We start from the raw sequence: 25323 nt of genomic DNA, 5'->3' as shown, positions 1-25323 counted from the left end.
GCTGTCCACAAAGGGGACCAAATGTCAGCGACGCCACAACGGCACCGCCGAACCCGCCGGTTGACCTTCGCCGCCCTCGCCGTCACGGCCGGGGCCGGGGCGATGGTCGCCGCCGCTCTGCCGGCCGGGGCCGCGAGTGGTGGCGGTGCGGCCAAGAGCCGTACCGTCGATGTGCAGATGCTGTCGTTCAACGACTTCCACGGCACCCTGGAGCCTCCGCAGGGCTCCTCCGGCACCGTGACCGAACGTCAGGCCGACGGCACCACCAAGGCCATACCCGCGGGCGGGGTCGAGTACCTCGCGACCAGCCTGCGCGAGGCCCGCAAGGGCCACGAGTACTCCGTCACCGCAGCGGCCGGCGACATGATCGGCGGCAGCCCGATGCTGTCCGGGCTCTTCCACGACGAGCCGAGCATCGAGGCGCTGAACAAGCTGGGCCTGAACGTCTCCAGCGTCGGCAACCACGAGTTCGACGAGGGCAAGACCGAGCTGCGCCGCATGGCGTACGGCGGCTGCCACCCGGTCGACGGTTGCTACGAGTTCGGCAAGGAGTTCACCGGCTCCACGTTCCGGTACCTCGCCGCGAACGTCACGGACGAGAAGACCAAGCGCCCCCTGATGTCGCCCACCTACGTGTGGAAGAAGGGCGACGTGAAGATCGGCTTCATCGGCGTCACCCTGGAGGGCACTCCGGACGTCGTGACTGCCGAGGGCGTCAAGGGCCTCACGTTCGGCGACGAGATCGAGACGATCAACAAGTACGCGGCCGAGCTGAACAAGCAGGGCGTGAAGTCGATCGTCGCGCTGATCCACGAGGGCGGTCTGCCCGCGAGCGGTGCGTACAACTACGACTGCGACGCCCCGGGCGCCGGCGCCGGCATTTCGGGTGCGATCGTGGACATCGCCAAGAACGTCGACGCCACGGTCGACGCGCTGGTCACCGGCCACACGCACCAGGCGTACGCCTGCAACATCCCGGACCCCGCGGGCAACCCGCGCACGGTGACCTCGGCCGCCTCCATCGGCCGCCTGTTCACCGAGACCACCCTCACCTACGACCGGAAGACCAAGGACATCGTCCGTACGCCGGTCACCTCGCCGAAGCCGGTCAACAAGGTCGTCCACCGCGACCAGCCCAAGGCTCCGGACATGACCGAGCTGATCGGCCGCTGGAACGCCCTGGCGGCCCCGATCGCCAACCGTCCGCAGGGCTTCATCTCGGCCGACATCGCGGGCCGCGGCTCGTCCGAGCCCGAGAAGCCGCTCGGCGACCTGATCGCCGACGCCCAGCTGGAGGCGCTCGCCCCGGCGGACAAGGGCGGTGCGCAGCTGGCCCTGATGAACCCGGGCGGCATCCGCTCGGACCTCGCCTACAAGGCCTCGGGAGACGAGGGCGACGGCGTGGTGACCTACGGCGAGTCCTTCACGGTCCAGCCGTTCAACAACATGATGAACGTCGTGGACCTGACCGGCGCGCAGCTGATCACCGCACTGCAGCAGCAGGTCAGCGGCCCGGTCAACGGCCCGAGCCCGAAGATCCTCCAGGTGTCGAAGGGCTTCACCTACACCCTCGACATGACGAAGGCGGGCGCCGACCGGATCGTCGTGGACTCGGTCAGGCTGAACGGTGCCGCGATCGACCCCGCCGCGACCTACCGGGTCGCGATGAACGAGTTCCTCGCGGGCGGCGGTGACGGCTTCACGGTCCTGAAGGAGCACCGGAACAAGCTCGTGGGCGCGCCCGACCTGGACTGCTTCAACGCCTACCTGATGAAGAACTCCTCGGAGTCCTCCCCGATCGCCCCGCCGGCGGCGAACCGGATCACCGTCATCAAGTAACACCCGCGCACAGCGTGCCCGAAGGGGCGGCGGGCCCACCGGCCCGCCGCCCCTTCGGCGTTCCCCGTGCACCCCCGTGGTGCGGGGACGGGAGGGACGCGGGACGGGGGGGGAGGGATCAGAGGGCCGCCAGGAACGTCCCGACGGCCCGGTGGAACCCGTCCGGGTCCGTGAACGGCGCGAAGTGGTCGCCGTCGAGGGGTGCGTACGAGGTCTTCGGGCGCCGGGTGGTCATCGCGTCGGCGACCGGCCGGGTGAGTGCCTGGCTGTCGGTGCCGTGGATCAGCAGGGCCGGGCAGGTGCTCGCGAGCCAGGTGTCCCAGTGGTCGCCGGCGCAGGCGTGGAGGGAGTCGAGCATGTCCTGCGGGTGGTACGCCAAGCGCCAGCCGCTGCCGTCCGGGAGGGGCCGCAGCCCGTCGGCGACGAAGGATGCGGCCGGTCCGGCGGCGTCGAGGAGTTCCTCGCGGGTGGGGGCGGTGTAGGGCAGGCCGTCGAGGAAGTCGAACCAGTTCGGGCCGTCGGGGATGCGGATCTCGACGGTGGCGTCGACGCCGATGAGCGCGGCGAACCGGTCCGGGTGGGCGGCGGCCAGGTGGTAGGCGTTGAGCCCGCCCAGGGAGTAGCCGAGCAGCGGCACCGGGGCGTCGAGGCCGAGGTGGTCGAGGAGGGCCACGGCGTCGGCGACGTACCCCTCGCGGCGGTAGTGGGGCGCCCGGTCCGATGCGCCGTGGCCGCGCTGGTCGGGGGCGATGACCCGCCAGTCGTCGCCGAGCGCGGCGGCGAGTCCGGTGAAGGCGAGGGCCTCGGACATGCCGCCGTGCAGGGCGAGGAGCGGGCGGCCGGTGCCGCCGAAGTCCAGGTAGGAGAGGGTCCGGTCGTCGATCTTCAGTTCCTGGCGCATGGTCCTGCCTCCCGTGGGCCCGTGGGTCGTGTCGGTGGCTCCACCCTGCCAGCGGTTGGGCAAGCGCGCAATACGTTTGTATTGGGCGCTTGCCCAAAAAGTGGCGCGGCTACGATCCCGGCATGGGAAATCGCGAGGACCTGCTGGCCGGAGCCCGGCGCTGTTTGGAGGAGAAGGGGTACCTGCGGACGACCGTGCGCGACATCGCCACGGCGTCGGGGGTGAGCATGGCCGCGATCGGCTACCACTTCGGGTCCCGGGAAGCCCTGCTGAACCAGGCCCTGTTCGCCGCCATGGAGGAGTGGGCCGCGGGATCGGGTCGGCTCGCCGGCGAGGGCGGGACCGCGGGGGAGCGGTACGCCGACACCTGGGACCGCAAGATCCGCGACTTCGGGGAGATGCGCTGGCTCTGGCTCGCCTCCGTCGAGGCCTTCGTCCACGCGCAGTCCTCGCCGGAACTGCTCGCGGTGCTCGCCGAGGGGCAGCGCCGCAACCGCCGGACGGTGGCCGCGGCCCTGCGAGGAGTGCCGCCGGAGGAGGTCTCCGAGCGGGACGTGCGGGCTCTCGGCTCGATGCACATCGCGCTGCTCAGCGGGGTGATGGTGCAGACCCTGACCGATCCGGAGCAGGCGCCGGACGGCCGTGAGCTTCTCCAGGGGCTGCGCTCCATGGTCGAACTGCTCGAAGACCGGCCGCCGCTGACGGATGGCTAAATTGACGTGTGCACGCCATAATCCGGCCATTACCGGGTCGGCGAAGGGGCAGGCATGGGCACGGGCACCGGAACGGCAATGGGACGGCGGACCTTCCTGGCCGGAGCGCTGGCCCTCGGAACGGCCGCCGTACGGGGAGCCGTACCCGCCGCGGCGGCGGCACTCGGCACCCGGGACTGGATGGCCGGCCTCGGCGACTCCACCGCCCTCCAGCGGATGACCATCCCCGGCACGCACGATTCCGGCGCGACCAAGGGCGGGCTCTACGTCGCCTGCCAGAACACCTCGATCGCCCAGCAGCTCGACTCCGGCATCCGCTTCCTCGACATACGCTGCCGGGTCACGGGCGGATCCTTCGCCATCCACCACGCGGCGTTCTTCCAGGACCTCATGTTCGGGGACGTCCTCGCCGCCTGCCGGACCTTCCTCGCTGCACATCCTTCCGAGACCGTCCTGATGCGCCTCAAGCAGGAGTACTCGCAGGAGAGCGACGCCACATTCCGCGCCGTCTTCGACGACTACCTCGACCACCGCGGCTGGCGCCCGCTGTTCCTCATCACCGGCGCCCCGCCCGCGCTCGGACAGGCCCGCGGCAGGGTGCTCCTGCTCGCCGACAACGGCGGCCTGCCCGGCCTGCGCTACGGCGACGGCAACGTCTTCGACATCCAGGACGACTACAACACCGAACCCTTCGCCAAGCGGGGACGGATCGAGAACCACTTCCGCAAGGCCGTCCAGCAGCCCGGCAAGCTCTACGTGAACTACGTCAGCACCGCGGCGTACATGCCGCCGCGGTGGAACTCCGACCGGCTCAACCCGCAGGTGCACGGCTTCGTCGACGGCGCCGAGATGGCCGGCCGGACCGGGCTCGGGATCGTCCCGATGGACTTCCCCAACACCCGCTCCGGCCTGGTCGCCTCACTGATCCGGCACAACTGACGGGTCCGAGGGCGGCGGGGTCGGCGCCCCCGGGATGCGGAGCACCGCCTCCGTTCCCGCACCGCCGTCCACCGCCGCCCGCAGCTCGGCGCTGCCGCCCGCGCGGGCCGCCGTACGGGCCACGATCGACAGGCCCAGGCCGCTGCCGGGCAGGGCGCGGGCCGACTCGGACCGCCAGAACCGCTCGAAGACGTGCGGCAGGTCCTCCGCGGGAATGCCCGGCCCGTGGTCGCGCACGGTCAGCTCGCCCGCCCGCAGCGCCACCTCGACCGAGCCGCCCTGCGGGCTGAACTTCACCGCGTTGTCCAGGACGTTGACCACCGCGCGCTCCAGCGCCGCCGCCTCGCCCCGTACGTACCAGGGCTCCAGGTCCGAGGTGAAGGACAGCTCCGGACCGCGCAGCCGGGCCCGGGACAGCGCCGCCGCGGCGATCTCGTGCAGGGGAACCACCCCGAGCGGGCCGGGCGAGGCCGCGTCCGGCCGAGACAGCTCCTGCAGGTCCCCGATCAGCGACGCCAGTTCCGTCATCTGCGCCTTGACCGAGGCGAGCAGTTCCCGCCGGTCGTCGGGCGGGAGGGCCCGCCCGGTCTCCTCACTGCGCGCGAGGAGCTCGATATTGGTGCGCAGCGAGGTCAGCGGGGTGCGCAGCTCGTGCCCGGCGTCCGCGATCAGCTGTGACTGCCGGTCCCGGGAGGAGGCCAGGGCCGCGGTCATCGAGTTGAAGGACCGGGACAGGCGGGCGATCTCGTCGTCGCCCTCGTCGGGGATCCGTACCGTCAGGTCCTCGGTGCGCGCGATGTGCTCGACGGCGTCGGTCAGCTCGTCGACGGGCCGCAGCCCCGTGCGGGCCACCCACAGGCCGGCCGCGCCGGCGCCGACCACACCGACGCCGCAGACCAGGAGCAGCACCCAGGCCAGGGTGGACAGCGGCTTCTCGACGTCGGCGAGCGGCTTGGCCACGGTCAGCGCGGCCGCCCGCCCGTCCAGCAGGGCGGGCTGGGTGTAGACGCGGACCGCCACTCCGTCGGAGGTGGTCGCGTCGTAGAGCGCCGCCCCGCGTCGCCGCTGCGCGACCTCCAGGTCGATGGCGCTGATCCGCAGGGTGCTGCGGCCGTCGATCCAGCAGTGGCTGCCGTCCGGCCGCACGATCTGTACCTGGGCGCTGAGGTTGTTGGCGGGCCGCTCCGGCAGCGCACCGGTGACGGCCACGCAGCCGAGCGTGCGGTAGACCTGGTTGGCCTGAGCCTCGGCGTTGGTGGCGCGGAGCGCGCTGTCCAATTGGTCGCGCAACTGGGTGCGGACCATCACCCACGACACCGCGGCCACCGCCGCGACGGCCAGCGCCACCGCCACGGTGACCAGCAGGGCCAGCCGGGAGCGCAGCGGCAGTGCGCGGAAGCGGGCGAGCGGGCTCACTCCGGCCCGCCCTCGCCGGTGCGCAGTACGTAGCCCACCCCGCGCACGGTGTGGACCAGGCGCGGCTCGCCGCCCGCCTCGGTCTTGCGGCGCAGGTACATCACGTACACGTCCAGGGAGTTGGAGCTGGGTTCGAAGTCGAAACCCCAGACGGTCTTGAGGATCTGTTCGCGGGTCAGCACCTGGCGCGGGTGCGCGAGGAACATCTCCAACAGCGTGAACTCGGTACGGGTCAGCTCCACCGGGCGTCCGGCCCGGGTGACCTCGCGGGTCGCGAGGTCCATGCGCAGGTCGCCGAAGCTCAGGGCGTCCTGGTGGGCGTCGGCGGCGCCACCGGCCTGCGCGGCGGCGTAGGAGCTGCGGCGCAGCAGGGCGCGGACGCGGGCGAAGAGTTCGTCGAGCTCGAACGGCTTGACGAGGTAGTCGTCGGCGCCCGCGTCGAGGCCGGTGACGCGGTCGCCGACGGTGTCGCGGGCGGTGAGCATCAGGATCGGGGTGACGCTGCCGGAGGCGCGCAGCCGTCGGGCAGCCGTGAGCCCGTCCATCCGCGGCATCTGGATGTCCAGCACGATCAGGCCGGGAGCGTACGAGGCCGCCTTGTCGAGGGCGTCGAGCCCGTCGACGGCGGTCTGTACGGTGTACCCCTCGAAGGCGAGGCTGCGGCGCAGGGCCTCGCGTACGGCCGGTTCGTCGTCGACGACGAGGATCCGCGCTTCGCCTTCGGCGGGGTTCATGGATGGGTCTCCCAGGTGTGGTGGCCGGCTGCGGGGTCCGGCGGTGGCGTCCGGCGGTGGGTTCCGGCGGTTGACGGCGTCTCCCAGCCTCGCACGGCGGGCTAGAACGACGTGCCGAAGCCGTCGGCGAAGGAGTCGGCGCCGGCGCTGCCGGAGGATCCCTTGCCGCCGGGTCCGCCCTTGCGGAGGGAGTCCAGGTCGGCCTTGATCGTGTCGACGGGGATGGCGAAGCCGAGGCCGACGCTGCCGGCGCTGGAATTGCCGGCCGAGGGCGAGTAGATCGCGGAGGGCATGCCCACGATCTCGCCCTTCATGTTGACCAGGGCGCCGCCGGAGTTGCCCGGGTTGAGGGAGGCGTCCGTCTGGAGGGCCTTGTACGAAGTGGTGTTCGAGCCGGTGTCCCCGTTGAACTGGCGGCCGCCGAAGGAGAAGGGCCAGCCGCCCTCGCCCTGCTGCCGGCCCTGCGGGGTGCTCCGGTCCGAGGTGGGCACCTTCACCTCGCGGTTCAGGGCCGAGACGATGCCGCTGGTCACGGTGCCGGTGAGGCCGTCGGGGGAGCCGATGGCGACGACCTGGTCGCCGACCCTGACGCTGTCGGAGTCGCCGAGCACGGCGGGCTTGAGGCCGCTCGCGCCCTGGAGCTTGATCAGGGCCAGGTCCTTCCCCGGGTCGGTGCCGACGATCTCGGCGCCGTACTTCTTGCCGTCGCTCGTCGTGACCTGGATCTGGGTGGCGCCGTCGACGACGTGGTTGTTGGTGGCGATCTCGCCGTCGGCGGTCAGCACGAAGCCGGAGCCGGTGCCCTGGCCGGAGCCGGTGCGGGTGTTGATGCGGACGACCGACGGGCTGACCTGTTCGGCGATGCCGGCGACCGTGCCGGTGCTGGACTGCGAGACGTTCGTGCCGCTGATCCCACCGCCGGTGGCGGTCTGCCGGTCCATCAGCTGCTGGACGGCGGCCGCGGTGCCGCCGCCGACCAGGGCCGCGGCGAGCGCGACGGCGGCCAGCAGGGCGACGGGCTTCTTCGCGCGCCGGTCCGGTGCGGCGTGAGCCGGCCCCTGCGGGGTGCCCGGGTCGCCGTCGCCGCTGGCCGCCGCCGGGACGGTCTCGCCCACGATGACCGGCGGCCGGTGAGCCTCGTGCCAGCCGGGCGCGGCCGGCGGGTAGGAGGGCGGCGGCGGATACGCCCCGGTCCCGGCTCCGTGCGCCGGCCGGTTGCCTCCGTGCTGCCAGTCCTCGCCGAACGGCGCGTGCGGGGGGCGGTGTTCCTGCGGGTACTCGCCTTCGCGGCGGAAGCTCTCGGTCATGAGACGACTCTCCCCGCCGTGGATGAGAGCCGCCTGAGTCCGACCTGAGAAGCCCGACAGAACCGCGTATGCCCGATATAAGGGCACGTCCGCCCGTGCGGGGCCGCGTCAGACCCCGGAACCCCGCGCGATGCGGTACAGCACGTTCGGACGCAGCGGCCCGTCGCCGACCCGGCGGACCCGGCCGGTCGGGCCTCAGCGGCAGCCGCAGGAGCGACGGATCACCAGGGCCGACGGGAACTGCTTGAGGCGCTCACGGCGCGAGCCGGCCACGCGCAGGCCGTCGTCCAGGACCAGGTCCACCGCCGCGCGGGCCATCGCCGGGCGGTCCGAGGCCACCGTGGTCAGCGGCGGGTCGGTGAGGGCCGCCTCCTTGACGTCGTCGAAGCCGGCCACGGCCAGCTCCTCGGGCACGTCGATGCGCAGCTCGCGCGCGGCGCGCAGCACGCCGATCGCCTGGTCGTCCGTGGCGCAGAAGATGGCCGTCGGCCGGTCGGGCCGCGCCAGGACCTCCAGGGCGACCGTGTAGGCGTCGTAGCGGTTGTAGGGGGCCTCGATGAGCCGGCCCTCGACGGAGCGGCCGGCCTCCAGCATGGCCCGGCGCCAGCCCTCGACGTGGTCGGCGACCGGGTCGCCGACCGAGGGGGTGTTCTCGATGCCGCCGATACAGGCGACGTACGCGTGCCCGTGCTCCAGCAGGTGCCGGGTGGCGAGCTGGGCGCCGCCGATGTCGTCGGTGACGACCGCGACGTCGTCGATCGCCTCCGGGCGCTCGTGCAGCAGCACCACGCGGGCGTCCCACGCCTCGATCTCGCCGGCCGCCTGCTCACTCATGCCCTGGCTGACCAGGATCAGGCCCGAGACCCGCATACCGAGGAAGGCCCGCAGGTAGTGGACCTCACGCTCGGTGCGGTAGTCGGAGTTGCCGACCAGGACCATCTTTCCGCGCTCGGCGGCGGCCTGCTCGACCGCGTGCGCCATCTCCGCGAAGAACGGCTGGCGCGCATCGGGGACGATCATGCCTATGAGGTCGGTGCGCCGCGACGCCATCGCCTGGGCGACCCGGTCCGGGCGGTAGCCCAGGTCCTTGATCGCGGCGAGGACACGCTCGCGCGTGGCCGGGGCGACCGGCCGGGGTCCGTTGTTGATGACGTAGCTCACGACGGCGGTAGAAGTACCCGCAAGTCGCGCTACGTCATCCCGCGTCACCTTGGCCACGCGCGGCAGTCTACGCGGGGTGACCTATCTCCGGGCAGCGAGTCCCGCGGACCGGACGATCACCGGGCCGTTACGCCGACCGGGTGGCCGCCCCGGAGGCCCGCGAGGAGTCCTCCGCGGCCGCCTCCGCGGCGACCTGGGCCGCCGCCTGGGCCGCGGCCTCCGCCGCCGCCCGCTCCACCTTCTCCGGCGTGACGAAGCGGTAGCCGACGTTGCGGACCGTGCCGATCAGGGACTCGTGCTCGGGGCCGAGTTTGGCGCGCAGCCGCCGCACGTGCACGTCGACCGTCCGGGTGCCCCCGAAGTAGTCGTAGCCCCAGACCTCCTGCAGCAGCTGCGCGCGGGTGAAGACCCGGCCGGGATGCTGCGCGAGGTACTTCAGGAGCTCGAACTCCTTGAAGGTGAGGTCCAGCACCCGCCCCTTGAGCTTGGCGGAGTAGGTGGCCTCGTCCACCGACAGGTCGCCGTTGCGGATCTCCATGGGGGAGTCGTCCGAGCCGATCTGCTGGCGGCCGGTGGCCAGCCGCAGGCGTGCCTCGACCTCGGCGGGGCCAGCGGTGTCCAGTAGGACGTCGTCGATGCCCCAGTCGGCGGTGACGGCCGCCAGGCCGCCCTCGGTGACGACGAGGATCAGCGGACAGCCGGGGCCGGTGGAGCGCAGCAGCTGGCACAGCGACCGGACCTGCGGCAGGTCGCGGCGGCCGTCCACGAGGATGACGTCGGCGCCCGGGGTGTCGACGAGGGCGGGGCCCTCGGCCGGTGCCACCCGGACGTTGTGCAGCAGCAGGCCGAGTGCGGGCAGCACTTCGGTCGACGGCTGCAGTGCGTTGGTGAGCAGCAGGAGCGAGCTCATGACCGACCACCTGCCCGGGCCGGACGGTGGTGCACGGTTCGCTGGTCCATCACGTCGGTTCCTCCTCGGTCCCGTCGAGGACGTGCGCGGTACTGCTTCGTACGTGTCGCCCGGTGTCCTCGCGTCCCCGCGCCCTGGGGGCCGACTCGGTCACCGTTGTTCTCGGTTCGTTCAACGTGCTGAAAGCACAAAAGGACCCGGGGGCCACATTGCCCGGATCCTCTCGCCAGCAGAATAGCCCACCTGCTCTTCCCGACCGAGGCCCTCTTACTTCATCCTCTGTGGTTCCTGCCACGCTCCTGCCACGTTCCCGCCCTGCGTATGCACCGTTTTTCACCGCAACGGAGGCATGCGGGACGCCGGTGCCGGTCCACCCCGGCGCACGGACGGCGCGTCGGGGCACGCCGGGGGCGGCGGCCGGAGGGGCCATCATGGAGGCCGACGGCAGAGAGCCGACGAGACGATGGGAGCTGCAGTGGCAACCGGAACCATCCGCTACTGGGCGGCGGCCAAGGCCGCTGCCGGGACTGCGGAGGAGCCGTACTCGGCGCGGACACTGGCCGAGGCGCTCGACGGCGTGCGGGAACGCCACCCGGGGGAGCTGACCCGGGTCCTGCTGCGCTGCTCCTTCCTCGTGAACGAAGAGCCCGTGGGCAAGCGCCCGCACGACTCCGTGGCACTGACCGAAGGGGGCACCGTCGAGGTGCTCCCGCCGTTCGCGGGCGGGTGAGCGGGAGCCGATGAGCACGCCTGAGGAACGACAGCAGCAGTCGCAGCAGCAGCCGCAGCAGGATCCGTACGGGACCCAGACCTGGCAGGCCGACACCTGGGACACCGGCTATCAGCCGGTGCATCCGCCGCTGGGCGCGGTGCCCGGGCAGCCGGTCGCGCCCGAGGGCTGGTTCCGCGAGGAGGTCGCAGGCCCGGGGGCGGGGGCCGTTCCCGGCCCGGCCGGGGCCTACCCGCCGTACCCGGCCCAGAGCCAGGACCTCGGCCACGGCCTCGGCCACGGCCACGGCCAGGCTCCGGCCGAGGGGCCGGCCTGGGGAGCACCGGGCACCGGTCCCGAGCCGCAGACGCCGGCTCCGCAGGGCTGGTTCCGCGACGAGGCGTCGGCCATGCCGGCGCAGGACTGGTCGCAGGGCGGCCAGGGCGGCCAGGTTGTGGCGGGGTCCGGTGCCGCGGAGCAGACGGCCTACCTGCCGCCGTATCCGGGTCCCGGCCAGGAGCAGGGGGGCGCCGCCGAGCAGACCGCCTACCTGCCGCCCTACACCGGCCCGGCACAGCAGCCGGTGGCTCCGCAGGGCTGGTTCCACGACGAGGCGTCGGCCGTGCCGGCGCAGGACTGGTCGCAGGGCGGCCAGGGCGGCCAGGTTGTGGCGGGGTCCGGTGCCGCGGAGCAGACGGCCTACTTGCCGCCGTATCCGGGTCCCGGCCAGGAGCAGGGGGGCGCCGCCGAGCAGACCGCCTACCTGCCGCCGTTCCCCGGCCCCGGGCAGGCGGCCCCCGACCCGGCCCCGGCTCCCCCCGCGGACGGAGCGGGAGCCGCCGCTCCCGCCGGGGACTCCTCCGGGACACCCGGGGCACCCGAGGCCACCGACTGGTCACCGCCCACCCTCGCCGGGAACACCCTGCGCGCCGTGGATCCGGCCCAGGCCCGTGCCGAAGGCCGGTCGCCGATCATCGACCCCGGCCCGCAGTCGGCCGTACTGACCGCCGCCCTCGGGCTGCTGCTCGCCGTGGCCGCCGCCCTCGGGCAGTTCGCCCTGCTCGTGCCGCTGATCGCCCTCCAGGGCCTCACCGCGGCCGGCTGGTTCCGCCTCAACGGCATGTGGCCGGCCCGCCAGGGCATCGCCCTCGCCTTCGCCGGAGCCCTGGCCGCCGACGCGGCCGTGCTCGCGGTGGAGGAGGCGTACGGCGCCGGAGCGATCGTCGGCACCCTCGGCGCCTGGGTGCTGCTCACCCTCGTGCTCCAGCTGCGCAGCCAGGCCGATCCCGACGAGCGGATGTACGGGCTGATGGCTTCGGTGGCCTCGGCCGCCCTCGCCATCGTCTGTGCCGGCTACCTGGCCGCCGACACCGCCGCCGTCACGGTCGGCGCCGCCGCCGTGGCCGTCGCGGTGTTCGTCCGCGCGCTGCCGCTGCCCACCGCCACCTCGGTCGGGGTCTCGCTGGCCGCGGCCGCGGGCGCGGGCGTCGCGGCCGGCGGGATCACTTCCGTCGGGGTCGGCGGGGCGCTGCTCGGCCTGGCCGCCGGGGTGTGCGCGCTGGTCGGTCTGCGCGTGGCCGCGTACGACTACCCGTCGAAGTTCGTGCACATGACGGCCGGTGTGGCGCTGCCGCTCGCGGCCGCCGCCCCCGCGGTGTACCTGATCGGGCGGGTGGTGGGCTGACCCTGCGCCGTCCCCCGTCGCTGACGGTCTCCTGACGCACCGGCATGGTCCACTGGACCGCACGTACCGATCGGCAGGGGGAGGGCACGTGCGCATCGTGCGCGTCGTCGTGATCATCGCAGTGGTGCTCGGGGCCTTGTTCGTGGGCGTGGACCGCTGGGCGGTCGGCTACGCCGAGAACCGGCTGGCCGACCGCATACAGGCCCGGCAGGGCCTGGCCGGTGGCGCGGAGGTGGAGATCCGCGGGTTTCCCTTCCTGACGCAGGCCCTCAGCCACGAGTTCGAGAGGGTGGACCTGAAGCTCACGGGCGTCGAGGTCGCCGCGGAGGGCCGCAGGACGCGGCTCTCGGAGCTCGACGCGAGCTTCCGCGGGGTGCGGCTCAACGGTGACTACAGCGGCGGCACGGCCGAGCGCGCCGACGGCACCGGGCTCATCACGTACGCCGACCTGACCGCGGCCTCGCAGACCGGCGCGACCCTCTCCTACGGCGGTGCGCCCGGCAAGGTGAAGGTCACCGCGTCGGTGGACATCGCCGGGCGGAAGCTGTCGCGGAGTGTCATCTCGACGATCACGCTCGTGGACGCACCGGGCTCCGGGGGCGGCGCGGGCGGAAAGATCGTCCGGGTGCGCGCCGAGGAGGTGCCGGGCGAGGGCATCCCCGGCCTGGAGCGGCTCGTGCGGCGGCAGACCGATTTCGACCGCACCATCGACAGCGGCCTTCCGGCGGGCCTCCGGCTCTCGGCCCTGACCTCGGACGAGGCCGGCGTGCACCTCACCCTGGGCGGCTCGAACGTGCAGATGGCCGGATCGTGAGACGGTGCGGTCCGATCCGCAGAAGGACCGGCCGGGCGGCGGGTCCCGCGGGCGTCCGGGCGCCCGGAAAGCCTGTTCCCATCCCATGATGCGGACGATCCTGTCTCGGAATATGACACACCGGTGACAGGGCGGCTGATTCGTCCCTACGATCCATGGCTATGAAGCATCAGCAGGCGGACCTCACGAAGCGACGGGCAGTAGACCTGTGTCGCGTCGCCGCCATGCTCTGTCGATCCATGTGACGTGTGAGCGCAACCGCTCCATCAGCCGGACGACGGCCCCGACAGGCCCTTCCCGCGTGACCGCACCTGCCTCCTGACTCCTGACGCCTCCCCGCGCAGGGAATCGAGCGCACCCGCAGGCACGCAGCACAGCGCAACCCGCACCGCCCCGCCGCACACTGCCCCGGAGGAGAACACCATGAGCCGCAGCGACGTCCTCGTAGACGCCGACTGGGTCGAGGCCCACCTGAACGACGCCGACGTCGTCATCGTCGAGGTGGACGAGGACACGTCCGCCTACGACAAGAACCACATCACCAACGCCGTCCGGATCGACTGGAAGACCGACCTCCAGGACCCGGTCCGCCGCGACTTCGTGGACCAGGAGGGCTTCGAGAAGCTCCTCTCCGCCAAGGGCATCTCCAACGACGACACCGTCGTCCTCTACGGCGGCAACAACAACTGGTTCGCCTCGTACGCCTACTGGTACTTCAAGCTCTACGGCCACCAGGACGTCAAGCTCCTCGACGGCGGCCGCAAGAAGTGGGAGCTCGACTCCCGCGACCTGGTCGACGGCAAGGACGTCCCGAACCGCCCGGCCACCGAGTACAAGGCCAAGGCCCAGGACACCTCCATCCGCGCCTTCCGCGACGACGTCGTGGCCGCGATCGGCTCCCTGAACCTGGTCGACGTGCGTTCCCCCGACGAGTTCTCGGGCAAGCTGCTCGCCCCGGCGCACCTCCCGCAGGAGCAGTCGCAGCGCCCCGGCCACGTGCCGAGCGCCCGCAACATCCCGTGGTCGAAGAACGCCAACGACGACGGCACCTTCAAGTCGGACGACGAGCTCAAGGCGCTCTACGAGACCGAGCAGGTCGACCTGGCGAAGGACACCATCGCCTACTGCCGCATCGGTGAGCGCTCCGCGCTCACGTGGTTCGTGCTGCACGAGCTCCTGGGCCAGGAGAACGTCAAGAACTACGACGGCTCGTGGACCGAGTACGGCTCGCTGGTCGGCGTGCCGATCGAGCTCGGCCCCAACAAGTAATACCGGGCACGCGACGCCCTCGTCATACGACCTTCTCCAGGACAGGACAGAGAACATGTGTGGAGCACAGATCGGCGGGCCCGACCTCGCCACCCTCAAGCCCGGTGAGACCGCGATCCAGGGCCAGGTGACCAAGGGCGGCGAGCCCGTCAGCGGTTACGTGCGGCTGCTGGACTCGACCGGCGAGTTCACCGCCGAGGTCCCGACCTCGGCCACCGGCCAGTTCCGCTTCTACGCCGCCACCGGCTCCTGGACGCTGCGCGCGCTCGTCCCGGGTGCCCAGGCGGACCGTGCCGTCGTCGTCGCCGAGGCCGGCGGCGTGACGGACGTGGTGATCGCGGTCTGAGCACCGCACGTGTGATCACCTGATCGACCGGCCGAAGGGCCGCACCCCCGGGGGTTGGACGCCACTGGAACGGGGTGCGGCCCTTCGCGCCGTTCGCACGCCGACCTACGCTGGAGGCATGTACGCCCGGCGCCGGCGCGCCTACTTCCCGCTGATGGGCGGATGCCTCTTCCTCTTCGTCTCCGCCTGGTCCTTCGTGCGCCTGTGGTCGGTCGAGGCGGCCGTGGCCATGTGCGTCGTCGCCATGGTCATCCCGCCGGTGGCCGCGGTGGTCGCGAACCGGCGCGGCCCGGACGACCGCTGGTGGGACGACCCCTCGGGGGACCCGAAGTCCGACGAGTGGTGGGACGAACTGGACGGAAAGCGGCGCCGCGAGGACTGAATCCCCGCGAGACAAGAACGTGACCAGGCTTCGTACAACCGCTCCACCACGCCGAGGGTCATGGGGTACGCGCGGGTAACCCACCCGCGCTTCCGGTTTTGTGGGGGACCCCGTTGGAACACGATCAGACCATCCCTGAGCAGCGGAAAGAGGAGGAAAGCACACCGGAGCCGGATACATCGGCCACGTCGGTCCCGCGACGACGGCCGCTGCGGCGCACGACGCTCCTCATCGCGGGCGCGGCCGTGCTCGGCGTCCTCGCCGGCACCGTCACCGGCTATGCGGTCCAGTACCACCGCGAGCCCACCCCGCTGCCGCCGCTGGCCCAGCAGAAGATGGACGGGCCGAAGCCGGCCGCCGTGAACGACGCGACGAGCCGGCGCTCGATCAACGCCAACCGCTGGCACAAGGCGGACGACGATCTGGCCAAGAAGCTGCTGGAGCTCCCGGGGGGCGCGCAGGACGGCTTCTCCGGTCCCGCGTCCACCGACACCTTCTCCGCGGACTACTTCCTTGAGCCCTCCCACGGGGTCGGCTCGCTCATCAGGCAGGCCGGCCGCCTCGCCACCGCCCGGTGGTCCGAGAACGACCGGAACTTCATCGAGATCAACCTGCTGCAGTTCCGCGACCGCGGAGGCGCCGACGACTTCTACGCGGACATCGTGCAGTACATGCCCGGCAAGGACAACGCAGGCAACGCGGGCAAGGAGCTCCCGGGCGTCCCGGCGGACTTCGGCCACCTGTGGATCGATTCCACGGCCCACCAGGAGCCCGGCTACCACCCGCTGCGGCAGGGCCGGGCCGTGGTCCGGCGCGGTGACATCGTGATGAGCGTCGAGTACACGAACAACCGCGGCAGCGTCGACGAGAAGGCCCTGGTCGAGCTGGCCAAGCGGCAGATGGAGCGGCTGTGAGCGAGCACCAGAACGAGACCGCGCCCGTGCCGGCGCCGGCGCCCGCACCCGCACCCGCGCCCGAGCCCGCGCCCGCGCCCGAGCCCGCGCCCGCGCCCGAACCCGTGACCGCATCCGTGCCGGCGCCCGCGCCCGAGCCGGTGGCCGCACCCGTTTCCGCGGTCGAGACCGAGCCGGCACCCGTGCGCAAGAAGAAGAACCGCAGGACGCTCGCGCTGGTCTCGGCGTCCGTGGCCGTCGTCGTCCTCGCGGGCGGCGCGGTCGCCGCCGCGGCCGCGCTCGCGGACGCCGACCGGACCTCGCCGACCCGGTACTGGGTGGCCGAGGACCACACGACCGGCGGCACGCAGGCTCCGGTGCCGACCGTGCCGCCCAACGAGCTGACGGGCAAGCTGATGCCGATGCCCGCCAACTACTGGCCCGGCCCCGACCTCGACCCCGAGGGCAACGACTACTTCCTGCCGAGCGACAAGGCGTTGCAGAGCTTCAAGGACGCCCGTACGGGCCTGTCCAGCAGCGAGCGGTCCGAACGGGACAGGGAGCTGGCGGACCTCAAGCTCAAGGGCATGGCCGGGCGCAGCTACGCCCGCAGCGAGGGCTACGGCGCGGCGGTCGCCGAGATCCGGCTCATCCAGGCCGATCCGCAGCAGTTGGCCTCGTTCGGCGAGTTCGCCAAGAAGCTCATCGAGCTCACCGGTGACGGCGGGGCGCCTCAGGTGGAGGGGTATCCGCAGGCCAAGTGCGGGCTGGACGGCTCGCTCACCGGGGGGAAGGACGGGAAGGAGAAGATCGACGCCCTGGACTGCGTGGCCGTCGAAGGGGACGTCCTCGTGAGCTTCCGCATGTACGGGAGCGAGGGATTCGCGGTGAAGGACGCCGCCAGCCTGTTCAAGCAGCAACTCGACCACCTCAAGTCCCCCGGAGAGTCCGCGTGAGCAGCGAGCAGACCACCACCGGCACCGACACGCCGGCGCCGCCCGCGCCCGCCGCCGAGCCCGCACCCGCCCCGCAGACCCCCGAGGCCGCCACGGCGGCGGAGGCGTTCGCGCCTCCCGCGGCGGCGGAGGCGGTACCGGCCCCGCCGAAGGACCGGCGGGCGCTGTTCGCGGCCCTGCGCTGGACCGCCGCCGTCGCCGTCTTCGCCGCCGTCGGCACGGGGGTCGCGTACGGGATCACGGCGGCGGACCGCACCGACGTCCCCGGCCTGTCCACCGAGGGCGACGGCCGCTGGACGTTCCCGAAGCTGTCCCAGCCCGCGCTGCCCCCCGGCGCCCCGCTGCCCCAGGGCCCGGACAACAGGGACGGGACGCACTACGCACCCCTCTCCGCCCTGCTCCTGCCCGCTCCCCAGGGCTCCAAGGTCGACGACGCGGTCAAGGCGGACAAGGACGGGGCGGTGCCGCTCGACTCCTTCCTGGAGGAGTACACGCCCGAAGCCCGCGAGAAGCTCAGGACCTCCCTCGAATGGGACGGCCTGCGGCAGATCACCGGCCGGGGCTGGACGATGCCGGACGGCACCCGCACCCACGTCTACCTGCTGCGCTTTCACTCGTCGGGCTTCGTGGACGCCTTCAAGGGCTGCGACAGCAACGCCCAGCTGAACGGGGTCTCGGCCCTGGACCTGGACGACGTCTGGAGCAAGGCCAAGAACACGCAGATGAACACCACCGCGCTGGACTTCCCGGGGGCCGCCAACTTCGACGGCACCGACCTCAGCGTGTACCAGGAGATGAAGCCCGTCACCGGCGAGGAGCAGACCAAGGTCGGCTGCCTGCGGACGGGTGACGTCCTGGGCATGGTCGTCCAGACCCGCAAGGGAGAAGTGGACCCCGTCCCCTTCCACCAGACGGTGATCCTGCAGAGCCAGCTGCTGAGCTGACCGCCCCGGGCCGACCGGTACGGCCCACCTCGCAGCGTGCGCCGGTCCCCGGGCCAGTAGGCTTGGGGACCGGCCCCGTACAGCCCCGAAACGATTCCGAGGAGCACCCCGTGCTTGAGGCAGTCTTCACCTCCCTGCTGGTCCTGGTCTGCGTCGGCGTCATGGCCTTCACCGGCCTGGCCGTCAAGAAGCTGTACCAGGGTCAGCGCTGAGCACCGGCTCAGCTGACCGCCCCGGAACCCCTCCCACAGATCGCCTGAGCAGCCACACATGATCCAGATCCCGTCCGACCTGAACCCGGGCCTCGTCCCCCTCGCCTTCCTCCTCGGCAACTGGGAGGGCGCGGGTGTCTTCGACTTCCCCGGCGAGGAGAAGTGCAACTTCGGCCAGGAGGTCGTCTTCAGCCACGACGGCCGGGACTTCCTGGAGTACACCTCCCGCAGCTGGGTCCTCGACGCCGAGGGCAACAAGGTGCGGCCGCTGGAGTCCGAGTCGGGTTACTGGCGCATCGACAAGGACCGCAAGGTCGAGATCGTCATGGTCCGCGACCAGGGCGTCGTCGAGGTCTGGTACGGCGAGCTCGCCGACCAGAAGCCCCAGATCGACCTGGTCACCGACGCGGTCGCCCGCACCGCGGCCTCCGGCCCGTACAGCGGCGGCAAGCGGCTCTACGGCTACGTGAAGAGCGACCTCATGTGGGTGGGCGAGAAGGCCACCCCGGACGTCGAGCTGCGCCCGTACATGTCGGCCCAGCTCAAGAAGGTCGTCACGCCCGAGGAGGTCGCCGAGATGGCGCGCAACCTCCCGGACATGCCGGACGACGGCATCGCCTTCTTCCGCTGAGCGGAAACCACCACAGGCCGTGTGTGAAAGGGGACCGCGGGCTCGACCGCGGTCCCCTTCGCACACATACACTGACGGGGTGGTGAGCACCGAGAGCACCGAAGGATCCCCGGGCGCGGACTGGAAGAGCGACCTGCGGCGGCGCGGCTACCGGCTGACGCCGCAGCGCCAGCTCGTGCTGGAAGCCGTGGACGCGCTGGAGCACGCCACCCCGGACGAGATCCTGGCGGAAGTGCGCCGGACGGCCTCCGGGGTCAACATCTCCACCGTCTACCGGACGCTGGAGCTCCTGGAGGAACTCGGCCTGGTCTCGCACGCCCACCTGGGGCACGGGGCCCCCACCTACCACCTCGCCGACCGGCACCACCACATCCACCTGGTCTGCCGCGTCTGCGCCGACGTCATCGAGGCGGACCTCGACGTCGCCGCCGAGTTCACCGCGAAGCTCCGTACGACCTTCGGGTTCGAAACGGACATGAAGCATTTCGCGATCTTCGGACTGTGCGCGAAGTGCGCCGCGACGGAGCGTGCCGCCCACGCGTAGCAGGGTCGTAGGCTTGGTCGCATGACCAGCAGCCCCTTGCTCCATCTTCCCGGCGCCGTCCAGGCCGAAGGCCGTGACGAGGGCGTCGCCGCCCACTACGGCGAGCTGTACGGCGAACAGCGCGCCCTCGCGGACGGCCGCGGCTTCGTCGACCTCTCGCACCGCGGGGTCGTCGCCGTCACCGGACCGGAGCGGCTGTGCTGGCTGCACCTGCTGATCACCCAGCACGTGACCGAGCTGCCGGCCGGGCAGGCCACCGAGGCCCTGATCCTCTCCGCCAACGGCCACATCGAGCACGCGCTCTACCTCGTCGACGACGGCGAGACGACGTGGGCGCACGTGGAGCCCGGCACCCAGGGTGACCTGATCGCCTACCTGGAGTCGATGAAGTTCTTCTACCGCGTCGAAGTCGCCGACCGCACCGCGGAGTTCGCGGTGGTGCACCTGCCGGCCGGATCCATCGCCGAGGTCGCCAAGGAGCTCGTCGTGCGCGAGACCGCGTACGGCCGGGACGTCTTCCTGCCCCGTGCCGAGCTGGAGTCCTTCGCCGCCGCGCACGGCCCGGCCGCCGGCCTCCTCGCCTACGAGGCCCTGCGCGTCGAGGGACACCGGCCGCGGGTCGGCCTGGAGACCGACCACCGCACCATCCCGCACGAGCTGGGCTGGATCGGCACCGCCGTGCACCTGCAGAAGGGCTGCTACCGCGGCCAGGAGACGGTCGCCCGCGTCCACAACCTGGGCAAGCCCCCGCGCCGCCTGGTCTTCCTGCACCTGGACGGCTCCGAGGTGGTCCTGCCGGCGCACGGCGCCCCGGTCCGGCTCGCCGCCGACGGTGAGGAGGGCCGCCAGCTCGGCTTCGTCACCACCGCCGCGCGCCACCACGAGCTCGGGCCGATTGCCCTCGCCCTGGTCAAGCGGAACGTCCCGGTCGACGCGCCGCTGCTGGTGGGCGGCACGGCCGCGGCCCAGGAGGTCGTCGTAGCGCCCTGACGTCCGGCCCGGTGGCGTCCTGACGTCCGGGCCTACACGTCGACGACGATGGTGAACGGGCCGTGGTTGGTCAGCGACACCCGCATGTCCGCCCCGAACCGGCCCGTCGCCACCGTCGCGCCCAGCGCACGCAGCTGCGCCACGACCTCGTCGACCAGCGGCTCGGCGACCGGACCGGGCGCCGCGGCGTTCCAGGTGGGGCGCCGCCCCTTGCGGGCGTCGCCGTAGAGCGTGAACTGGGAGATCACCAACAGCGGCGCCCCGTTGTCGCTGCAGGACTTCTCGCCCTCCAGGATCCGTACGGACCACAGCTTGCGCGCCAGCTGCGCCGCCTTCTCCGGCGTGTCGTCGTGGGTCACCCCCACCAGCACGCACAGCCCCTCGCCGACGATCTCGCCCACGGTCTCGCCGCCCACGACGACGCTCGCGCCGTCCACCCTCTGCACCACAGCTCGCATACCACCTGTGTACCAGCCGTGCACCCGTCCGGGGCCGATCGGGTGGAGTGGGACTGCAGTGGGGCCACGGAGAGTGGCACGATGCGTGCAGGCGGTGCGGGTGCGCCGCACCGGTCGAGGGGACGGACCCGATTCGTATGCATACTTCTGGCACCTCTGTACCTGCATCACCCGCTTCCGTCGCGGCTGCCGCGGTACGACCGCCCGCGCAGCGCACGGCCGAGACGCACGACCAGGGGCCCACCGCCCCGGCCGCCGCGCTCGGGCTGCCCGAACTGCGCGCGCTGCGCCGCGACGCGCAGCGCGACGAGGCCGATCTGAGCTACGTGCGCAGACTGCTCCAGGGCCGCATCGACATCCTGCGCGCCGAGCTGGCCCGGCGGACGGATCCCGAGGCACCGGTGGTGGACCGGCTCTCCGCGATCCTCGCCGACGCCCCCTCCAGCCGCAGTGCCTCCGCCCGGCACGTCACGCTCGGCACCCCGCACGGCGAGGAGTACCGGGTGCTGGCGGCGGAGATGCTCGCCGACGTGGAACTGTCGGACCTGGAGGCCCGCACGGACGGTGAACTGCACGACGGGATGGGGCGGCTGGTGCGCTACGAGCAGCAGGTCTCGCGGCGCCGGCAGCAGCTCCAGCGCACGGCCGACGAGTGCAGCGCGGAGATCACCCGGCGGTACCGGGAAGGAGAAGCGCAGGTGGACGACCTGCTGGCGTAGGAAATTCGGGCGACCCGCGCCGGTCGGGCGATTAGCGTGGGCCGCTATGAGTGTTGACGTCCGGCCGATCGCCGAATCCGAAGTCCACGACTGGCTGCGCGCCGTCCACACCGGTTTCCTGACCGCGACCCGGGTGACCGACTCCGATGTCGCGCAGCGTGCCCGGTACGACGACCGGGCCCGTACCCAGGGCGCCTTCGACACCGGGACCGGCCGCTGCGTGGGGGCCTTCCGGTCCTTCGCGCAGGAGCTGACCGTGCCCGGCGGGGCGGCCGTCCCCGCCACGGCGGTCTCCAACGTGGGCGTCCTGCCCACCCACCGCCGACAGGGTCTGCTGACCCGCATGATGCGGGCGGAGTTCGCTGCGGCCGGCGCGCGCGGCGACGTCCTGGCGACGCTGATCGCCGCCGAGTACCCGATCTACGGGCGGTACGGGTTCGGGCCCGCCACGGCCGTCACGGAATGGGAGGTCGACGTTCCGCGCACCGGGCTGGACCGGCGGTGGTCGGCGCCCGAGGGCGGCGGGCGGATCGACCTGGTGGACGCCGCCGACTACCGGCGGTTCGGCCCCGCACTGCACGACCGTTGGCGGGCGGCGGTGCCGGGGGCCGTGGACCGGGGCGAGCGCTGGTGGAATCTCGCGACCGGGGCGGAGGAGATGTCCCACCGCCCCTACAAGCAGAAGTTCCACGCCGTGTACCGGACGGCGGAGGGCGAGGTGGCCGGAGTGGCCGTCTACACCGCCGACGACCACTGGACGGACGCAAAGGTCCCGCAGAACACCGTCCAGGTGTGGGAACTGCTGGCGCTCACCCCGCAGGCGGAGCGCGCCCTGTGGCACTTCCTGTGCTCCATCGACTGGGTCCTGACGGTGCGCACCGGCTACCGGGCGCCCGACGACCTCCTCCCGCACCTGCTGCCCGATCCGCGTTCGGCCCGTGTGGTCACGTCCGCCGACTTCCTGTGGGTGCGGGTCCTGGACGTCGTACGGGCGCTGGGCGCGCGGAGGTACGAGGTGCCCGGAGTGCTCGTCCTGGAGGTCGAGGACGAGACGGGCCCGGCGGCCGGCCGCTACCGGCTGGATGCGGCGAAGGGCGTGTGCGAGCGCACGACGGAGGCGGCCGACCTGCGGCTGGACGTGTCCGTGCTGGGATCCTTGTACCTGGGGGACGCGTCCGCGGTGCGGCTGGCCGCGCTGGGGCGGCTGGCCGAGGAGCGGCCGGGCGCGGTCGCGCTGGCGGACGCGGTGTTCCGCACCGCGCGTCGTCCGTGGTGTCCGGATGTCTTCTGAACCGGGGAAGGCGGACGGCAGGCTGCGGATCGCGGAAGGCGGGCGGCAGACGGTGAACCGAAAGACCGTGGTGGTGGCGTCACTTGTGGCATCCCTGCGCGCGGCCGGCTGTGTCTTCGCCGAGGAGGAGGCGGAGTTGCTGGCCGGCGCCGCCCGCGACGAGGCGCACCTGGCGGAGCTGCTGGCCCGTCGGGTGGGCGGCGAACCACTCGAACACGTCGTGGGCTGGGCGGAGTTCTGCGGGCTGCGCATGGCCGTGGGAGCGGGCGCCTTCGTGCCGCGCAGGCGTACCGAGTTCCTGGTGGAGGAGGCGGTGGCGCTGACCCGGCCGGGCGCGGTGGTGCTGGACCTGTGCTGCGGGGTGGGTGCCCTGGGTGCGGCGGTGGCGGCGCGGGCACCGGGCGGGGTGGAGCTGCACGTCGCCGACATCGATCCGGCGGCACTGGCGTACGCGCGGCGCAACGTGGCCCCGTACGGCGGCCGGGTGTGGGAGGGCGACCTGTACGCCGCACTCCCGGCGGAGCTGCGCGGCCGGGTGGACGTGCTCGTGGTCAACGCCCCGTACGTGCCCACGCGGGAGATCGGGCTGATGCCGTCGGAGGCGCGCGACCACGAGCCGCTGGTCTCGCTGGACGGCGGGGCCGACGGGCTGGACGTCCACCGCCGGGTGGCGGCGGGGGCGCCGGCCTGGCTGGCCCCGGGAGGCCGTCTGCTGATCGAGACGAGTGCCCGGCAGGCCCCGTTGACGGCGTCGGCGCTGACCTCGGCCGGCCTGGCGGTCCGGGCGGTCACCTCGGATGAGCTGCCCGCGACGGTGGTGGTCGGCACGGCCTGAGCGGGGACCGCGGGCGGGTCGGCGCAGCGGGGTGGGCGGAGGTCCCGACCGGCGCGCCCCGGGCCGGCGTCTGTGCGTACCGGCTCGTACCGGCTCGTACCGGTGCGTACCGGTGCCCCTTGCTCCCGGCCGCCGGTGCCGCCGTGCCGATCGGGGTGGCGGTGTACTCCGCGGGGACGGTGGCCGCCGGGCTCCGGGCCCGGGCGTGCGCGCACGCGGTCTTCCCGGTGGCCCGCGCAGCCCCGCGGTGGTCGCCCCGGCCCTCGGCTGCGGCGGCCGACCGAACCCGTCAGGCCTTCGCGTACGGGCCCTGCGTCACCATGGTGTTCTGCATCGCCGTCAGCCTGCGGACGAAGAGGACGGCGAGCACGCCGGCGATCGTGGTGCCCAGGTCCGCGGCGATCCCGAGCTGTCCCGCTACGAGCAGCTCGTCCACGGTGTCGGCGTCCATGTAGATCCGGCTGAAGACGCGGCCCGCGACTGCGGTGAGGGCCCAGAGCACCCACCAGGACGTCAGCAGTGCGGTGGGCGCCGTGCGGTCGGAGCCGTCGGGTCCGCGCTGGGTGCTGGCCCGCCAGGTCTGCCGGGCGACCAGATAGGGCAGGACCAGGTGGGCCACGGGGACGAACCAGCCGCCGATGGCCCAGCCGGGGCCCAGGGTGAAGGCGTCGGGTCGGAAGAGGGCGCCGTTGGTCCGCACACGGTGGAACCAGATGATGAAGACGACGCAGGTGGGCGGCAGTGCGAGCATCTGGAGCAGCCCGGCGAGGAGGGTGAGCCCGCCGGACAGGCTGAGTTCGAGGTCGTCGAAGTGGGTGTCCCCCGAGAATCCCTGCAGCCATGCCTGCTCGTACACGCCGGTGCCGGCGGAGAAGAGGTGGACCGCGGCCGAGGCGCCGAGCAGCCAGGTCAGTGCTGTCGCGAGGCCGTTCGGCGAACGCAGTGCGCCCCGGGGCGCCGGCGGGGCGGCGGGGTACGGCCCGCCGGGGTAGGGGTGCGGCTGCGGGGGGACCGGGTACGGGGCCGGGCCGGGCTGAGGGTACGGCTGCGCCTGCGCGTGCCCCGGCTGCTGCTGGGGCTGCGGCGGCGGCGGTGAGCCGGGCGCGCTGAAGGACATGACGGTGGACCCCCCACGGGAACGGATGACATGCGGACGGCCCCTGCCGGGCGGGCGGGGGCCGTCGCGAAGATAGGCCGGTTCTGTGCTCGGAGTCCAGGCTATTTTTCCTGTTCAGAGGTCCCGTCTCGGTTGAGGTGAACCATGACGAGACGTTGATCGGCAGTGGTGCATCTTGAGTGAGACGCTGTTCGGTGCGGCGCTTCACTCAACCTGAGGTCGGTGAGTCCTGTGCTGCTTCACGCTCGGCAGCGAACTCGTCGAGGAGCTCGAACAGGACCTTGATCGCCTGCTGTTCGTCCTCAGGCGGAAGATTCCACACGTCGTCCCAGCCGTTCGGGAGGGCGATGTGGAGGATTTGGCCCGGCCAGGCGTGGTTGCAGTCGCGCCCGCGACGGGCGACGAGCCAGTCGTGCCAGCCGGTGAGTCCGGGCCCACCGTGCCGGAGAGCATGCTGGTCATAACCGGTCAGGAACGCGGTCAGCATGTGGAAAGAGGTCTTGCCGACGAACATGCCGGGACGTTGGCCGACGCTGGCGAAGTACTCGCGTTCAGTCATCTCGGAGAGGGGCTGCACGCGTCCGTACCTTCCTCGTCAATGGCGCTGTC

The 25323-nt window shown here is 72.4% G+C and carries 28 protein-coding genes; 19 read left to right on the top strand and 9 right to left on the bottom strand.

What is annotated here, in order from left to right; genetic code table 11:
* Nucleotides 1-21 precede the first annotated feature (21 nt).
* A complete protein-coding gene (locus R4Z63_RS14350; RefSeq protein WP_384450317.1) occupies nucleotides 22-1839 on the top strand; it encodes a bifunctional metallophosphatase/5'-nucleotidase in 1818 nt (605 codons plus the stop codon).
* A gap of 118 nt (nucleotides 1840-1957) precedes the next feature.
* On the opposite strand, the gene R4Z63_RS14345 is transcribed toward R4Z63_RS14350, so the two are convergent.
* Entirely contained in the window at nucleotides 1958-2740 is a 783-nt protein-coding gene (locus R4Z63_RS14345) for an alpha/beta fold hydrolase (RefSeq protein WP_037924610.1), read from the bottom strand.
* A gap of 122 nt (nucleotides 2741-2862) precedes the next feature.
* Here R4Z63_RS14345 and R4Z63_RS14340 point away from each other — a divergent pair, with 122 nt between their 5' ends.
* Complete coding sequence (locus R4Z63_RS14340) at nucleotides 2863-3453, top strand: TetR/AcrR family transcriptional regulator (RefSeq protein WP_384450322.1); 591 nt, start codon at nucleotides 2863-2865, stop codon at nucleotides 3451-3453.
* Nucleotides 3454-3507: 54 nt separating this feature from the next.
* Nucleotides 3508-4392, top strand: a complete 885-nt coding sequence (locus R4Z63_RS14335; RefSeq protein ID WP_384450324.1) for a phosphatidylinositol-specific phospholipase C — start codon at nucleotides 3508-3510, stop codon at nucleotides 4390-4392.
* On the opposite strand, the gene R4Z63_RS14330 is transcribed toward R4Z63_RS14335, so the two are convergent.
* The 5 genes from R4Z63_RS14330 to R4Z63_RS14310 form a co-directional block, all read right to left on the bottom strand.
* Nucleotides 4372-5808, bottom strand: coding sequence for a sensor histidine kinase (locus R4Z63_RS14330; RefSeq protein ID WP_037924616.1), 1437 nt, complete (start codon nucleotides 5806-5808; stop codon nucleotides 4372-4374). The genes R4Z63_RS14335 and R4Z63_RS14330 overlap by 21 nt on opposite strands.
* Entirely contained in the window at nucleotides 5805-6542 is a 738-nt protein-coding gene (locus R4Z63_RS14325) for a response regulator transcription factor (protein ID WP_037924619.1), read from the bottom strand. The genes R4Z63_RS14330 and R4Z63_RS14325 overlap by 4 nt, the downstream gene beginning before the upstream one ends.
* Before the next feature lie 101 nt (nucleotides 6543-6643).
* Complete coding sequence (locus tag R4Z63_RS14320) at nucleotides 6644-7849, bottom strand: S1C family serine protease (protein WP_384450329.1); 1206 nt, start codon at nucleotides 7847-7849, stop codon at nucleotides 6644-6646.
* A 195-nt stretch (nucleotides 7850-8044) separates the two neighbouring features.
* Nucleotides 8045-9067 (bottom strand): LacI family DNA-binding transcriptional regulator, encoded by a 1023-nt coding sequence (locus tag R4Z63_RS14315; RefSeq protein WP_037924624.1) that lies wholly within the window; start codon nucleotides 9065-9067, stop codon nucleotides 8045-8047.
* A gap of 70 nt (nucleotides 9068-9137) precedes the next feature.
* Nucleotides 9138-9920, bottom strand: coding sequence for a response regulator transcription factor (locus R4Z63_RS14310; RefSeq protein ID WP_037924626.1), 783 nt, complete (start codon nucleotides 9918-9920; stop codon nucleotides 9138-9140).
* Nucleotides 9921-10395: 475 nt separating this feature from the next.
* Here R4Z63_RS14310 and R4Z63_RS14305 point away from each other — a divergent pair, with 475 nt between their 5' ends.
* The 13 genes from R4Z63_RS14305 (at nucleotide 10396) to ygfZ (ending at nucleotide 20294) form a co-directional block, all read left to right on the top strand.
* Entirely contained in the window at nucleotides 10396-10650 is a 255-nt protein-coding gene (locus R4Z63_RS14305) for a MoaD/ThiS family protein (protein WP_037925353.1), read from the top strand.
* 10 nt (nucleotides 10651-10660) lie between these two features.
* A complete protein-coding gene (locus tag R4Z63_RS14300) occupies nucleotides 10661-12313 on the top strand; it encodes a hypothetical protein (RefSeq protein WP_384450333.1) in 1653 nt (550 codons plus the stop codon).
* An 88-nt stretch (nucleotides 12314-12401) separates the two neighbouring features.
* The gene (locus R4Z63_RS14295; RefSeq protein WP_384450336.1) at nucleotides 12402-13127 is read left to right on the top strand and encodes an LmeA family phospholipid-binding protein; all 726 of its coding nucleotides are present in this window, start codon (nucleotides 12402-12404) and stop codon (nucleotides 13125-13127) included.
* 155 nt (nucleotides 13128-13282) lie between these two features.
* The gene (locus tag R4Z63_RS14290; protein ID WP_350875872.1) at nucleotides 13283-13372 is read left to right on the top strand and encodes an Ms5788A family Cys-rich leader peptide; all 90 of its coding nucleotides are present in this window, start codon (nucleotides 13283-13285) and stop codon (nucleotides 13370-13372) included.
* A gap of 178 nt (nucleotides 13373-13550) precedes the next feature.
* The gene (locus R4Z63_RS14285) at nucleotides 13551-14396 is read left to right on the top strand and encodes a sulfurtransferase (RefSeq protein ID WP_384450339.1); all 846 of its coding nucleotides are present in this window, start codon (nucleotides 13551-13553) and stop codon (nucleotides 14394-14396) included.
* 55 nt (nucleotides 14397-14451) lie between these two features.
* Entirely contained in the window at nucleotides 14452-14742 is a 291-nt protein-coding gene (locus tag R4Z63_RS14280; RefSeq protein WP_384450342.1) for a DUF1416 domain-containing protein, read from the top strand.
* A 118-nt stretch (nucleotides 14743-14860) separates the two neighbouring features.
* Nucleotides 14861-15124: a DUF3099 domain-containing protein gene (locus R4Z63_RS14275; RefSeq protein ID WP_384450345.1), complete on the top strand. Its 264-nt coding sequence runs from the start codon at nucleotides 14861-14863 to the stop codon at nucleotides 15122-15124.
* 113 nt (nucleotides 15125-15237) lie between these two features.
* Nucleotides 15238-16038, top strand: coding sequence for a hypothetical protein (locus tag R4Z63_RS14270; protein ID WP_384450348.1), 801 nt, complete (start codon nucleotides 15238-15240; stop codon nucleotides 16036-16038).
* A complete protein-coding gene (locus R4Z63_RS14265; protein WP_384450351.1) occupies nucleotides 16035-16973 on the top strand; it encodes a hypothetical protein in 939 nt (312 codons plus the stop codon). Before R4Z63_RS14270 ends, R4Z63_RS14265 begins: the two co-directional genes overlap by 4 nt.
* Nucleotides 16970-17917 (top strand): hypothetical protein, encoded by a 948-nt coding sequence (locus R4Z63_RS14260; protein WP_384450354.1) that lies wholly within the window; start codon nucleotides 16970-16972, stop codon nucleotides 17915-17917. Before R4Z63_RS14265 ends, R4Z63_RS14260 begins: the two co-directional genes overlap by 4 nt.
* Before the next feature lie 270 nt (nucleotides 17918-18187).
* Nucleotides 18188-18760 carry a heme-binding beta-barrel domain-containing protein gene (locus tag R4Z63_RS14255; protein ID WP_037924640.1) on the top strand — a complete coding sequence of 191 codons (573 nt, stop codon included), beginning with the start codon at nucleotides 18188-18190 and terminating at the stop codon, nucleotides 18758-18760.
* A gap of 79 nt (nucleotides 18761-18839) precedes the next feature.
* On the top strand, nucleotides 18840-19304 hold the full coding sequence (locus R4Z63_RS14250; protein ID WP_384450357.1) for a Fur family transcriptional regulator: 465 nt from the start codon (nucleotides 18840-18842) through the stop codon (nucleotides 19302-19304).
* A 21-nt stretch (nucleotides 19305-19325) separates the two neighbouring features.
* Nucleotides 19326-20294: a CAF17-like 4Fe-4S cluster assembly/insertion protein YgfZ gene (gene ygfZ / locus R4Z63_RS14245; protein WP_384450360.1), complete on the top strand. Its 969-nt coding sequence runs from the start codon at nucleotides 19326-19328 to the stop codon at nucleotides 20292-20294.
* A gap of 32 nt (nucleotides 20295-20326) precedes the next feature.
* Here the strand turns inward: ygfZ and dtd are convergent, their stop codons facing one another.
* Complete coding sequence (dtd, locus tag R4Z63_RS14240; protein ID WP_037924644.1) at nucleotides 20327-20752, bottom strand: D-aminoacyl-tRNA deacylase; 426 nt, start codon at nucleotides 20750-20752, stop codon at nucleotides 20327-20329.
* 137 nt (nucleotides 20753-20889) lie between these two features.
* Between dtd and R4Z63_RS14235 the strand changes: the two genes are divergently transcribed.
* From R4Z63_RS14235 to R4Z63_RS14225, 3 genes are all read left to right on the top strand, one after another.
* Entirely contained in the window at nucleotides 20890-21471 is a 582-nt protein-coding gene (locus R4Z63_RS14235; protein WP_384450365.1) for an RsiG family protein, read from the top strand.
* A 46-nt stretch (nucleotides 21472-21517) separates the two neighbouring features.
* The gene (locus R4Z63_RS14230; RefSeq protein WP_384450368.1) at nucleotides 21518-22762 is read left to right on the top strand and encodes a GNAT family N-acetyltransferase; all 1245 of its coding nucleotides are present in this window, start codon (nucleotides 21518-21520) and stop codon (nucleotides 22760-22762) included.
* Nucleotides 22763-22832: 70 nt separating this feature from the next.
* On the top strand, nucleotides 22833-23597 hold the full coding sequence (locus R4Z63_RS14225; protein ID WP_384450409.1) for a putative protein N(5)-glutamine methyltransferase: 765 nt from the start codon (nucleotides 22833-22835) through the stop codon (nucleotides 23595-23597).
* A 289-nt stretch (nucleotides 23598-23886) separates the two neighbouring features.
* Here R4Z63_RS14225 and R4Z63_RS14220 read toward each other — a convergent pair whose 3' ends face one another.
* Complete coding sequence (locus R4Z63_RS14220) at nucleotides 23887-24714, bottom strand: DUF4328 domain-containing protein (protein ID WP_052031040.1); 828 nt, start codon at nucleotides 24712-24714, stop codon at nucleotides 23887-23889.
* Nucleotides 24715-24922: 208 nt separating this feature from the next.
* A complete protein-coding gene (locus R4Z63_RS14215; RefSeq protein ID WP_037924653.1) occupies nucleotides 24923-25291 on the bottom strand; it encodes a hypothetical protein in 369 nt (122 codons plus the stop codon).
* Between the last annotated feature and the right edge of the window lie 32 nt (nucleotides 25292-25323).

Source organism: Streptomyces sp. PL-29 (assembly GCF_058344425.1).
This window is presented reverse-complemented; position numbering and strand designations above follow the sequence as displayed.

Bases quoted from the DNA above. Each gene is read 5' to 3' on its own strand.
- R4Z63_RS14350 (WP_384450317.1), top strand. From the start codon at position 22: ATGTCAGCGACGCCACAACGGCACCGCCGAACCCGCCGGTTGACCTTC.
- R4Z63_RS14345 (WP_037924610.1), bottom strand. From the start codon at position 2,740: ATGCGCCAGGAACTGAAGATCGACGACCGGACCCTCTCCTACCTGGAC.
- R4Z63_RS14340 (WP_384450322.1), top strand. From the start codon at position 2,863: ATGGGAAATCGCGAGGACCTGCTGGCCGGAGCCCGGCGCTGTTTGGAG.
- R4Z63_RS14335 (WP_384450324.1), top strand. From the start codon at position 3,508: ATGGGCACGGGCACCGGAACGGCAATGGGACGGCGGACCTTCCTGGCC.
- R4Z63_RS14325 (WP_037924619.1), bottom strand. From the start codon at position 6,542: ATGAACCCCGCCGAAGGCGAAGCGCGGATCCTCGTCGTCGACGACGAA.
- R4Z63_RS14320 (WP_384450329.1), bottom strand. From the start codon at position 7,849: ATGACCGAGAGCTTCCGCCGCGAAGGCGAGTACCCGCAGGAACACCGC.
- R4Z63_RS14310 (WP_037924626.1), bottom strand. From the start codon at position 9,920: ATGAGCTCGCTCCTGCTGCTCACCAACGCACTGCAGCCGTCGACCGAA.
- R4Z63_RS14300 (WP_384450333.1), top strand. From the start codon at position 10,661: ATGAGCACGCCTGAGGAACGACAGCAGCAGTCGCAGCAGCAGCCGCAG.
- R4Z63_RS14290 (WP_350875872.1), top strand. From the start codon at position 13,283: ATGGCTATGAAGCATCAGCAGGCGGACCTCACGAAGCGACGGGCAGTA.
- R4Z63_RS14285 (WP_384450339.1), top strand. From the start codon at position 13,551: ATGAGCCGCAGCGACGTCCTCGTAGACGCCGACTGGGTCGAGGCCCAC.
- R4Z63_RS14280 (WP_384450342.1), top strand. From the start codon at position 14,452: ATGTGTGGAGCACAGATCGGCGGGCCCGACCTCGCCACCCTCAAGCCC.
- R4Z63_RS14275 (WP_384450345.1), top strand. From the start codon at position 14,861: ATGTACGCCCGGCGCCGGCGCGCCTACTTCCCGCTGATGGGCGGATGC.
- R4Z63_RS14255 (WP_037924640.1), top strand. From the start codon at position 18,188: ATGATCCAGATCCCGTCCGACCTGAACCCGGGCCTCGTCCCCCTCGCC.
- ygfZ (WP_384450360.1), top strand. From the start codon at position 19,326: ATGACCAGCAGCCCCTTGCTCCATCTTCCCGGCGCCGTCCAGGCCGAA.
- dtd (WP_037924644.1), bottom strand. From the start codon at position 20,752: ATGCGAGCTGTGGTGCAGAGGGTGGACGGCGCGAGCGTCGTCGTGGGC.
- R4Z63_RS14235 (WP_384450365.1), top strand. From the start codon at position 20,890: ATGCATACTTCTGGCACCTCTGTACCTGCATCACCCGCTTCCGTCGCG.
- R4Z63_RS14230 (WP_384450368.1), top strand. From the start codon at position 21,518: ATGAGTGTTGACGTCCGGCCGATCGCCGAATCCGAAGTCCACGACTGG.
- R4Z63_RS14220 (WP_052031040.1), bottom strand. From the start codon at position 24,714: ATGTCCTTCAGCGCGCCCGGCTCACCGCCGCCGCCGCAGCCCCAGCAG.